The organism is Halomonas rhizosphaerae, assembly GCF_030012485.1.
Classification (GTDB): Bacteria; Pseudomonadota; Gammaproteobacteria; order Pseudomonadales; family Halomonadaceae; genus Halomonas; species Halomonas rhizosphaerae.
The window spans coordinates 233,331-243,157 of the sequence record NZ_JASCQQ010000003.1; the positions used below are offsets into that span (position 1 = coordinate 233,331).

A 9,827-nucleotide genomic window follows, 5' to 3' on the forward strand; every position below is an offset into this window, starting at 1 on the left:
TGCTTGTCCTGTCGACCGGTCAGAACTGCTCCGGCAGCCAGGTGGCCAGTTCCGGGAACCAGGCCAGGGCCAACAGCATGCAGAGCTGAAGCACGATGAACGGGATCACCCCCTTGTAGATCGCCGAGGTGGGCACCGAGTCCGGCGCCACGCCGCGCAGGTAGAAGAGCGCGAAGCCGAAGGGCGGCGTCAGGAAGGAGGTCTGCAGGTTGATGGCGATCATGATGCCCAGCCAGATGGGGTCGAGCCCCATGGCCAGCAGGATCGGCCCGACGATGGGCACCACCACGAAGGTGATCTCGATGAAGTCGAGGATGAAGCCGAGCAGGAAGATCACCAGCATCACGATGATCGTCGCGCCCAACACGCCGCCGGGCATGTTCTCGAATAGTTCGGTGACCAGCTCCTCGCCGCCATAGGCACGGAATACCAGCGAGAAGAGCGCGGCACCGATCAGGATCATGAACACCATGGTGGTGACGTGGGTCGTCGAGCGCAGCACTTCCTTGAGAGTCTGGATGTCCAGGCGACGATAGGCCAGGGCCAGGATCATTGCACCGAAGGCACCGACGCCCGCTGCCTCGGTGGGGGTAGCGAAGCCGCCCAGGATCGAGCCCAGCACGGCAACGATCAGCAAGATGGGCGGGACCAGCCCCTTGAGCAACAAGAGCCCCAGGCCCCCTTGATGACCCAACTCGTCCATCAGTTCCCTGCGGTCGGCGGGCGGGGCGGATTGCGGCCTGAGCCAGGCGACCACGGAGACATAGGCGATGTAGAGCACCACCAGGATCAGTCCCGGCACCAGGGCGCCCATGAACAGATCGCCCACCGAGACCGTCTTGGGGCTGAAGATGCCCATGGAGAGCTGGGCCTGCTGGTAGGCGGAGGAGAGCACGTCGCCGAGCAGCACCAGGGCGATGGAGGGCGGAATGATCTGGCCCAGGGTGCCGGTGGCGCAGATGGTGCCGGTGGCCAGCGGCATGCTGTAGCCACGCTTGAGCATGGTCGGCAGTGACATCAGGCCCATGGTCACCACGGTGGCGCCGACGATGCCGGTGGAAGCGGCCAGCAGCATGCCCACCAGGGTGACCGAGATGCCCAGCCCCCCGCGCAGCGAACCGAAGAGCAGCGCCATGGCGTCGAGCAGGTTCTCGGCGACCCTGGACTTCTCCAGCAACACCCCCATCAGCACGAACAGCGGCACCGCCAGCAGCGTCTGGTTGGTCATGATGCCGTAGAGGCGGTTGGGGAAAGCGCCCAGGTAGCCGCCGTCGAAGTGGGCATCGACCCCCAGGGCCTCGAGGCCCAGGCCCAGGCCGGCGAAGGCCAGGGCGGTGCCGGCCAGCGACAGGGCAACGGGATAACCGGCCATCAGCACCAGGCAGATGACGAGGAAGAGCACCAGCGGCATGAACTCCAGCATCACAGGCGCTCCTCGACATGGGGGTCGTCGTCATGGGCGGGGGGATCCATGCGCCCGGTGAGGACCAGGTAGTGGCGGCTCGCCTCCACCAGGCCCTGCAGGAGCATCAGGCCGGCGAAGAGCGGGATCAGCGTCTTGAGCAGGAAGACGCCGGGGATGCCGCCGGTATCGGGCGAGCCCTCGAGGATGCGCCACGACTTGCCCACATAGCCCGTGCTCGACAGGATCACGAAGACCATCACCGGCAGCAGCAGGAAGAGGGTGCCGCAGAGGTCGACCAGGGCCTTGCGCTTCGGCGTCATGGCGCGATAGAAGATATCCACACGCACATGGCCGTCATGCTTGAGGGTCCAGGCTGCGGCCAGCATGAACACCACGGCGTGCATGTACATCACCGACTCCTGCATGGGGATGCTGTTGAAGCTGAAGGCGTAGCGCAGCACCACGATCAGGAACTGGATGAGCATCATCGGCAGGACAAGCCAGGAGAGGCTCCTGCCGAGCCATTCCGAGGCACGGTCGAGCCAGGCAATGACACCTGGCAGCTCGCGGGATTGGGCCATGGGTGTGGGTCTCGCTGTTCGGTCTTCGCGTCTGGTGGGGCTTCATGGTCGCACACCGGCGCTCCGGCAGCAGCCTCGCGAGCCAACGTTGACTTTACGGTGCCCGCGCGGCGGCCATCAGCGCCGCCGCCGTCGGGCCTCGCCCCGGGTGGCGGTCAGGCAGGCTTCCAGGCAGGCCTCCGGTAGCCGCACGTCCACGGCGATGGGCAGGTGATCCGAGAAGAGGTGGTCGAGCACCCGCACCTCGTCGGCCTGGAGGGACTCCGACAGCAGGATGTGGTCCAGGGCCCGGCGGGGCTGCCAGGAAGGGTAGCTGAGTGGCGGGCGCACCGGGTGCAGCGGCAGCGAGGCACAGAAGCGCCGATGGCCGTGGAGCTGATCGGGGGTGCAGTTGAGGTCCCCCATCACCACCACATGGCGCAGCGGCTGGATGATCTCGCTGAGGTAGTCGAGCTGGCGCACCCGGCCCCGGTGGCTCAGCGCCAGGTGGGCGACGAACAGGTGCAGGGCATCGGGGCCCTCGCCGTAGCGGGCATGGATGGCGCCGCGGCCGGGCAGGGTGCCGGGCAGGCGGTACTCCTCGATGCGGGTCGGGGCCAGTCGCGACAGCAGCCCGTTGCTGTGCTGGGCGATGCGGCCCAGGTTGCGGTTGAGCTGCTGGAAGTGGTGGGGAAAGCCGGCATGGCTGGCCAGGTATTCCACCTGGTTGACCTGGCTCGAGCGGAAGCTCCCGCCGTCGGCCTCCTGGAGGCCGACGATGTCGAAGCGGCCGAGCACCTCGCCGATCATGTCCAGACGCCGCAGCCGGTTGGGGTGCGGCAGCAGGTGCTGCCAGCTGCGGGTCAGATAATGGTGGTAGGCCGAGGTCTGGATGCCCACCTGCAGGTTGAAGGTGAGCAGCTTGAGGTGGCCGCCCTCGAGCAGCGGCGTCCTTGCCTCGGCCAGATGGGACATCTCAGTCTGCACGCTCCTCGCGGACCTGTTCGACCAGGGCGCCGGCGACCTGCGGCATGTTGTCGAGGCTACCGGCCGAGCTCGGCGAGACCAGGTAGCGGCCGTCGACGATCAGCGCCGGCACGCCCATCAGCTGCATCTGGCGCATGCGGGCATGCGCCTGGTTCACCTTGCCCTTGACGCCGAAGGAACCCAGCGCCTCCTTGGCTTCCTCCTCGCTGACGCCATAGTCGCTGAAGAACTCGGCGATGGCATCGGGATCGGTCAGGCTGCGCCCCTCCTCGTGGATGGCATGGAAGAAGTCGTCATGGAGGTCGTCTAGGATCTCCAGCTCCTGGGCCGCATAGAAGGCGAAGGCATGGGTGTTCCAGTCGCCGCCCATGGTGGCCGGCATGCGCTGGAAGGCGACATCCTCGGGCTGCTCGGCCACCCAGGCGTTGAGCGGCTCCTCCAGGTTGTAGCAGTGGGGACAGCCGTACCAGAAGGCCTCGGTCACCTCGATGCGCTCGTCCTCGACCTGGGTCTCCACCGGGTTGTCGAGCACCTCGTAATGCTCACCCTCGACGAGGGACTGGGCGGTGGCCAGGCCCGGCAGGGCGAGGCCGGCGAAGACGAGTATCAGGGGCTTGAGCATGGGGTTCTCCTTGAATGAATCGTGATCCAGGTGCCGAGGTGCGGCACATCGCTGGCTTTGAGTCCCCCGCGAGGGTGGGGTTCCCCCTAGACACCGAGGGCGGCCTTTGGCCGCCCTCGGCGTGTCAGCACACCGTGCGACGGGTCGGCCTCAGTGCAGGCCGAGCACATAGTTGGCCACGGCTTCCATGTCGCTGTCGCTCAGCTTGGAGGCGATGTCGCCCATCATGTTGGCCGGGTCGTTGTTGCGGTCACCGGAGGCGAAGTCCTGCAGGGTGCTCAGGGTATAGTCGGGATGCTGGCCGGAGAGCGCCGGGTAGACGGCACTGCCGATGCCCTCGCCGGTGGGCGTGTGGCAGGCGGCGCAGGCGGGGACGCCCTTGGACATGTCGCCGGCACGGTACAGCTCACGGCCGCGCTCGACCAGCGCCTCGTCGGCATCGGCCTGTCCCAGGGCCGGGTCCAGGTCGGCGAAGTAGACCGCCACGTCCCAGGCATCCTGGTCGGAGTAGTTGTCCACCTGGCCGGCCATCTGGGCGACCTCGCGGTCGCCATCGCGGATGTCCATGATCTGCTTCGCCAGGTAGGAGGCCTGCTGGCCGGCCAGGTTGGGGAAGGCGCCGGACGGGCTGATGCCCTCCTGGCCATGGCAGGCGGCACAGGCCTGCGCCTTCTCCTTGCCCGCCGCCGCATCGGCATCCGCTTGAAGGTCTGCATGGGCCACGCCGACGGCGCCCACGGTGATTGCCAGGCTTGCCAGTAGCTTTCTCATCGCTGTTCCACTATCCCGTTACGTTGTTGGCCGGTACGTACCCCGGGTGCCGCCCGATCCTCGAGGCCGGGTGCCCTCTGGCCGGTCGTCGCCGACGCCCTGTGGTCGGTCGCTGACGGCCGGAGCACGGTGGTATACTGGCGCGCCCCGGGTCGCAGACAAAGACACTGCATTATAACGGAACACCCGAGCCGCGGGAATGCAAGCCGTGGTGCCCTTGATCAACGTCAGGATTTTCCCGCGATGTCGCGACTCAACTACCAGGCCTCCCGTTTCCTTACCAGTGCCCCGACCCTGGCGAAGTGCCCACCCGACGAGGGGGCCGAGGTGGCCTTCGCCGGCCGCTCCAATGCCGGCAAGTCCAGCGCCATCAATGCCCTGACGCGGCAGAAGGCTTTGGCCCGCACCTCCAAGACGCCGGGTCGTACCCAGCTGATCAATTTCTTCTTGCTGGGCGAGGACAGTGGCCACCGGCTGGTCGACCTGCCGGGCTACGGCTATGCCAAGGTGCCCGAGCAGGTCAAGCTGGAGTGGCAGCGCCACCTCTCCGACTACCTGCGGCGTCGCGGCTCGCTGCGCGGGCTGGTGCTGGTGATGGACGTGCGCCACCCGCTGACGGAGTTCGACCAGACCCTGCTCGGCTGGGCCGACGAGGCGGGCATGCCGGTGCACATCCTGCTGACCAAGGCCGACAAGCTCAAGAGCGGTGCGGCCAAGAGCGCCCTGCAGCAGGTACGCTCGCAACTGCGCGAGTGGGAGGACCTGGTGAGCATCCAGCTCTTCTCCGCCCTCAAGAAGCAGGGCATCGAGGAGGTGCACGAGCGCCTCGACCAGTGGCTGCTCGCCCCCGAGCAGGGCTGACCCCCAAGGGGTTCGAGCGCGGCCCTAGCCCGGACCTTCCAGGCGCTGGACCAGGGCCGGAAGTTCCCGCACGTGCTGCAGCCTGAACACCCCCGCGGGGAGGTCGCCGGCATGGGGCGTGTCGGCGGCGATCCAGGCCGCGTGCATGCCCAGGCGCAGGGCCGGCAGCACATCCTCCTGCCAGGAATCCCCCACATGCAGCGCCCGGGAAGGCGGGGTGGCGAGCCGCGCCAGGGCGGCGAGGAAGGGGCGAGCGTCCGGCTTGGGCGCCTGGATCTCGCCGGCAGCGATGGTCACCCGGAAGTGGCGGTGCAGCGCCAGGCGGTGCACCGCCAGGTTGCCGTTGGTGATGGCCCCCAGCCGGTAGCGGCCGCCGAGCTCGGCGAGCAGTGGCTCCACCTCGGGGTGGGGCGAGACCTCGAGGCGCAGGGCATGGAAGCGTGCCATGGTCGCCGCGGCCCACAGCCAGGCGGCACTGCGCGGCAGCCCGAAGGCCTCCAGCAGCTCGACGAGGGCGCGTTCGCGCAGCCAGCTGAAGTCACCCCGACGCAGCGGGTATCGCTCGGCGAGGCGGCGGCGGCTAGTCTGGTAGGCCGCCAGGGGGAAGCGCTCGGCGAAGCGGCCGAGATGCGTGTCGCCGCGGCGCGCCAGCCAGGCGTCCAGGGCCGCGTCGAGCCAGGCGTAGTGGCCGGTCTCGGTGCGCGCCATCACGCCGCGGTTGTCCCACAGGGTGTCGTCCAGGTCGAAGGTGATCGCCTGCAGGGTCATGACGGCTCCCCGGCATCGTCGGCGCGGCGTCGTGCCCGGGGGTGGGCCGCGTCGTAGCTCGCCGCCAGGTGCTGCCAGTCGAGGCGGGTGTAGACCTGGGTGGTGGCGAGGTCCGCATGCCCCAGCAGCTCCTGCACGGCCCGCAGGTCCTGGCTCGACTCCAGCAGGTGGCTGGCGAAGGAGTGGCGCAGCCGGTGCGGATGGAGGTGCTCGGCCAGCCCCCGGGCCCTGGCCAGTTCGGCCAGCCGCTTCTGGATGGCGCGATGGCCCAGCCGGGCCCCGCGCACCCCGACGAACAGCGCCGGCGTGTCGCGATCGGCCAGCTGGCCGCGCACCGCCCGCCAGGCGTCCAGGGCCTGGCGCGCCCGGCGCCCCACCGGCACCTGGCGGGGCTTGCCGCCCTTGCCCAGCACCCGCACCCGCTGCGGCTGGAGGTCGCCGAGGTCCAGCGCCGCCAGCTCGGCCAGGCGCAGGCCGCTCGAATAGAAGAGCTCCAGCATCGCCTGGTCGCGTCGGGCCAGGGGCGAGTCGTCGTGGGGCGTGTCGAGGAAGCGGGCCAGCTGGTCCACGTCCAGGGGATGCGGCAGGTGCCGGGGCTGGCGGGGCGTCCGCACCAGGGGCACCGGGTTGTGGCGGAGCCGGCCGGCCGCCACCAGGTGGCGGGCGAAGCCCGAGATGGCTGCCCGCCGCCGGGCCAGGCTGCGCGGGGCCTGGCCCCGCATGCGCTCGCTGCCCAGGAAGCGGCGCAGCAGGGCGGCATCCAGCGCTGACCAGTCGTCGATGGCTTCGGCCTCGAGGAAGGCCGCCAGGGCCTCCAGGTCACGTCGGTAGGCGCCCACCGTGGCCGGACTGGCGGTGCGGGCCAGCCCGGCCAGGAAGGCCTCGACCTCGGAGTCCAGCGCGCGTCCGGTCACGGGGCGGCCGGGGCCAGGCGTACCAGCAGCCGCGCCACCACCTCGCCCACGTACTCGGTGAACAGGGTATCCATGCTGGCGCGGAAGTGGTCCGGGTCGGGACTCGCCAGCACCAGGTAGCCCAGCGGCTCGCCCAGGGTCAGCCGCGACAGGGCGCAGGAGCCGGCCTTGTCGGGCGCCGGCACATGGGGCAGCAGGCGCTTCCAGTCGGTCGGCGTCAGACGGGTGCAGCGGCTGGTGCGGCCGTCGAGCAGCGCGGCCAGGCGCTGGCCGGCATGGTCGTCGAGGACCTGGCGCGGGGCCTGGGGGGGACGGGGCTCGGCATCGGTCAGGCTGGCCGGGCACCACAGGGCCACCGCCGGAGTATGGAAGCGCTCGGCGAGCTGGGTGGCGAGCGCCTGGCCCAGGGCGTCGTTGTCCTCGGCCTCGAGCAGCGCCAGCACCAACTCGCGGGTGCGGCGATACTGGCCCTCGTTATGGCGGGCCGACTCCAGCAATTGCTCCAGGCGCCATTCGGCCTGCTCGGCGCGGGAGCGCAGGTCGTGGACCAGCCGCTCGAGCAGCGAGGTGGCGCCGCGGGCCTCGGGGTGCGGCACCTTGAGCTGCTGCAGCAGCCCCTCGCGACCGACGAAGAAGTCCGGGTGACAGGCCAGCCACTGGGCCACCCGATCGGGGTCGAGGGTCTTGCGCGGGTCGGGGGCGGCTCGGGTCATGGGAGCTTCTCCTCTGGTGGCAGGGCGACTCAGTTCAGGACGACGCGGCCGTCGAAGACGCGCTCGGCGGGACCGGTCATGATCAGGGAGGCGTCGTCGCCGGCCCACTCGATGCAAAGGTCGCCGCCGCGCAGGTGCACGGTGACCGGGCTCTCCAGCAGCCCCTGGCGGATACCGCTGGCCACGGCGGCGCAGGCGCCGGTGCCGCAGGCCAGGGTCTCGCCACTCCCGCGTTCATACACGCGCAGGCGAATCTCCTGGGGCGTCACCACCTGCATGAAGCCTACATTGACCCGCCGCGGAAAGCGCGGATGGGCCTCGAGCGCCGGCCCCAGGCGCTCGACGGGGGCCGTGTCGACGTCGTCGACGCGCAGCACCGCATGGGGGTTGCCCATCGAGACCACGCCCACCTCGAGGCACTCGCCGTCCACCTCCAGCGGCTGGAGCAGACGGTCCTCGGCGGCCTCGAAGGGCAGCGCCTCGGGGGCGAAGCGCGGCGCCCCCATGTCGACGCGCACCCGGCCGTCGTCCTCGACCACCAGGGTCAGCGGGCCGCCGGCGGTCTCGACATGGATCTCGTGCTTGTGGGTCAGGCGCTGGTCGCGCACGAAGCGGGCGAAGCAGCGAGCGCCGTTGCCGCAGTTCTCCACCTCGCTGCCGTCCGCATTGTAGATCCGATAGCGGAAATCCATCTCCGGGTCCCGCGGCGGCTCCACGACCAGCAGCTGGTCGAAGCCGATGCCGAAGCGGCGGTCGGCCAGCTGGCGGATCTGGTCGTCGGTCAGGCGTGCCCGCTGGGTGACCAGGTCGACCACCATGAAGTCGTTGCCCAGCCCCTGCATCTTGGTGAAATGCAGCAGCATCAGCGCGCCTCCCGCTCGTCGTCGGGCAGCAGCGACTCGCCGGCCCACAGGTCCTCCAGCCGTTCGCGGCGGCGCACCAGGTGGGCGTGGTCGCCGTCGACCATCACCTCGGCGGGACGCGGGCGGCTGTTGTAGTTCGAGGCCATCGCGAAGCCGTAGGCGCCGGCGGAGCGCACCGCCAGCAGGTCGCCGGCGGCGATGGCGAGCACACGCTCCTTGCCCAGGAAGTCGCCGGTCTCGCAGACCGGGCCGACCACGTCATAGGTGGCGGTGTCGCGCGGCTTGCGGGTATCCACCGCCAGGATCGCCTGCCACGCCTGGTAGAGGGCGGGGCGGATCAGGTCGTTCATGCCGGCGTCGACGATGGCGAAGTTGCGGGTCTCGCCGGGCTTGAGGTACTCGACCCGGGTCAGCAGCACGCCGGCATTGGCGGCGATGGAGCGGCCCGGCTCGAAGAGCAGGGTCAGGCGCTCGCTGCCCGGCCATTTCGACAGCCGCTCGAGCAGGGCGGTGGCGTAGTCGAAGGGTGCCGGCGGGCGCTCGTCCCGGTAGGGCACGCCGAGGCCGCCGCCCAGGTCCAGGTGCTCCACCTCGATGCCGCGCTCGCGCAGGCGCTCGAGCAGCAGCAGCAGGCGGTCCAGGGCGTCGAGGAAGGGCGAGAGCTCGGTGAGCTGGGAGCCGATATGGCAGTCCAGGCCGATGACGCGCACATTGGGAAGCGCGGCGGCCAGCTCGTAGACGGCCAGCGCCTCGTCCACCGGGATGCCGAACTTGTTGTCCTTGAGCCCGGTGGAGATGTAGGGATGGGTGCCGGCGTCCACGTCCGGGTTGACCCGCAGCGACACCGGGGCCACCTTGCCGAGCCGCCCGGCCACGGCGTCGAGGCGCTCGAGCTCCGGCCGCGACTCGACGTTGAAGCACTTGATGCCCACCTCCAGGGCGCGGGCCATCTCGGCCTCCTGCTTGGCGACGCCGGAGAAGACCACCCTGGCGGGGTCGCCGCCGGCGGCCAGCACCCGCTCCAGTTCGCCCACGGAGACGATGTCGAAGCCGGCGCCGAGTCTTGCCAGCAACCCGAGCACCGCCAGGTTGCTGTTGGCCTTCACCGCATAGCAGATCAGGTGCGGGTGGCCGCCCAGCGCCTCGGTGTAGGCGCGGAAGTGGCGTGCCAGCGTCGCCCGGGAGTAGACGTAGCAGGGGGTGCCGACCTCGTCGGCGATGCGGGTGAGCGGCACGTCCTCGCCGTAGAGGACGCCGTCGCGATATTCGAAATGGTCCATGCCTAGCTCTCGTCGTCTCGGGCGGTGTCGTCGTCCTGCCGGGCCGCGTCCTCGTCCGACGCCTCCTGCTGGCCGGCGGGGTC

General features: G+C 70.0%; 11 protein-coding genes. 1 reads left to right on the plus strand and 10 read right to left on the minus strand.

The annotated features are described in order from the left end of the window. Positions 1 to 19: 19 nt before the first annotated feature. The 5 genes from QLQ86_RS01325 to QLQ86_RS01345 form a co-directional block, all read right to left on the minus strand. Positions 20 to 1,423: a TRAP transporter large permease gene (locus QLQ86_RS01325; protein WP_282734087.1), complete on the minus strand. Its 1,404-nt coding sequence runs from the start codon at positions 1,421 to 1,423 to the stop codon at positions 20 to 22. Continuing rightward, positions 1,423 to 1,986 (minus strand): TRAP transporter small permease subunit, encoded by a 564-nt coding sequence (locus tag QLQ86_RS01330; protein WP_282734088.1) that lies wholly within the window; start codon positions 1,984 to 1,986, stop codon positions 1,423 to 1,425. The genes QLQ86_RS01325 and QLQ86_RS01330 overlap by 1 nt, the downstream gene beginning before the upstream one ends. 117 nt (positions 1,987 to 2,103) lie before the next feature. Beyond that, entirely contained in the window at positions 2,104 to 2,940 is an 837-nt protein-coding gene (locus tag QLQ86_RS01335; protein WP_282734089.1) for an endonuclease/exonuclease/phosphatase family protein, read from the minus strand. A gap of 1 nt (position 2,941) precedes the next feature. Continuing rightward, positions 2,942 to 3,574 carry a thiol:disulfide interchange protein DsbA/DsbL gene (locus QLQ86_RS01340; protein ID WP_282815667.1) on the minus strand — a complete coding sequence of 211 codons (633 nt, stop codon included), beginning with the start codon at positions 3,572 to 3,574 and terminating at the stop codon, positions 2,942 to 2,944. Between the two features lie 150 nt (positions 3,575 to 3,724). Beyond that, positions 3,725 to 4,345 (minus strand): c-type cytochrome, encoded by a 621-nt coding sequence (locus tag QLQ86_RS01345; protein ID WP_282815668.1) that lies wholly within the window; start codon positions 4,343 to 4,345, stop codon positions 3,725 to 3,727. Between the two features lie 243 nt (positions 4,346 to 4,588). Between QLQ86_RS01345 and yihA the strand changes: the two genes are divergently transcribed. Continuing rightward, positions 4,589 to 5,206, plus strand: coding sequence for a ribosome biogenesis GTP-binding protein YihA/YsxC (gene yihA, locus QLQ86_RS01350; RefSeq protein WP_282815669.1), 618 nt, complete (start codon positions 4,589 to 4,591; stop codon positions 5,204 to 5,206). Positions 5,207 to 5,230: 24 nt separating this feature from the next. Here the strand turns inward: yihA and QLQ86_RS01355 are convergent, their stop codons facing one another. From QLQ86_RS01355 to lysA, 5 genes are read right to left on the minus strand one after another with little or no spacing between them, the layout of a single operon-like run. Continuing rightward, positions 5,231 to 5,974, minus strand: a complete 744-nt coding sequence (locus QLQ86_RS01355; protein ID WP_282815670.1) for an HAD family hydrolase — start codon at positions 5,972 to 5,974, stop codon at positions 5,231 to 5,233. After that, positions 5,971 to 6,888 carry a tyrosine recombinase XerC gene (locus tag QLQ86_RS01360; RefSeq protein WP_282815671.1) on the minus strand — a complete coding sequence of 306 codons (918 nt, stop codon included), beginning with the start codon at positions 6,886 to 6,888 and terminating at the stop codon, positions 5,971 to 5,973. The genes QLQ86_RS01355 and QLQ86_RS01360 overlap by 4 nt, the downstream gene beginning before the upstream one ends. Next, entirely contained in the window at positions 6,885 to 7,601 is a 717-nt protein-coding gene (locus tag QLQ86_RS01365; protein ID WP_282734095.1) for a DUF484 family protein, read from the minus strand. The genes QLQ86_RS01360 and QLQ86_RS01365 overlap by 4 nt, the downstream gene beginning before the upstream one ends. Before the next feature lie 29 nt (positions 7,602 to 7,630). Then, on the minus strand, positions 7,631 to 8,464 hold the full coding sequence (gene dapF / locus QLQ86_RS01370; RefSeq protein ID WP_282815672.1) for a diaminopimelate epimerase: 834 nt from the start codon (positions 8,462 to 8,464) through the stop codon (positions 7,631 to 7,633). Further along, positions 8,464 to 9,744, minus strand: a complete 1,281-nt coding sequence (gene lysA, locus QLQ86_RS01375; RefSeq protein ID WP_282734097.1) for a diaminopimelate decarboxylase — start codon at positions 9,742 to 9,744, stop codon at positions 8,464 to 8,466. The genes dapF and lysA overlap by 1 nt, the downstream gene beginning before the upstream one ends. Between the last annotated feature and the right edge of the window lie 83 nt (positions 9,745 to 9,827).

Excerpts from the sequence above, each read along its gene's own strand:
- lysA (WP_282734097.1), bottom strand. The coding sequence starts at position 9,744 with ATGGACCATTTCGAATATCGCGACGGCGTCCTCTACGGCGAGGACGTG.
- yihA (WP_282815669.1), top strand. The coding sequence starts at position 4,589 with ATGTCGCGACTCAACTACCAGGCCTCCCGTTTCCTTACCAGTGCCCCG.
- QLQ86_RS01355 (WP_282815670.1), bottom strand. The coding sequence starts at position 5,974 with ATGACCCTGCAGGCGATCACCTTCGACCTGGACGACACCCTGTGGGAC.
- QLQ86_RS01330 (WP_282734088.1), bottom strand. The coding sequence starts at position 1,986 with ATGGCCCAATCCCGCGAGCTGCCAGGTGTCATTGCCTGGCTCGACCGT.
- QLQ86_RS01335 (WP_282734089.1), bottom strand. The coding sequence starts at position 2,940 with ATGTCCCATCTGGCCGAGGCAAGGACGCCGCTGCTCGAGGGCGGCCAC.
- QLQ86_RS01340 (WP_282815667.1), bottom strand. The coding sequence starts at position 3,574 with ATGCTCAAGCCCCTGATACTCGTCTTCGCCGGCCTCGCCCTGCCGGGC.
- QLQ86_RS01365 (WP_282734095.1), bottom strand. The coding sequence starts at position 7,601 with ATGACCCGAGCCGCCCCCGACCCGCGCAAGACCCTCGACCCCGATCGG.
- dapF (WP_282815672.1), bottom strand. The coding sequence starts at position 8,464 with ATGCTGCTGCATTTCACCAAGATGCAGGGGCTGGGCAACGACTTCATG.
- QLQ86_RS01325 (WP_282734087.1), bottom strand. The coding sequence starts at position 1,423 with ATGCTGGAGTTCATGCCGCTGGTGCTCTTCCTCGTCATCTGCCTGGTG.
- QLQ86_RS01345 (WP_282815668.1), bottom strand. The coding sequence starts at position 4,345 with ATGAGAAAGCTACTGGCAAGCCTGGCAATCACCGTGGGCGCCGTCGGC.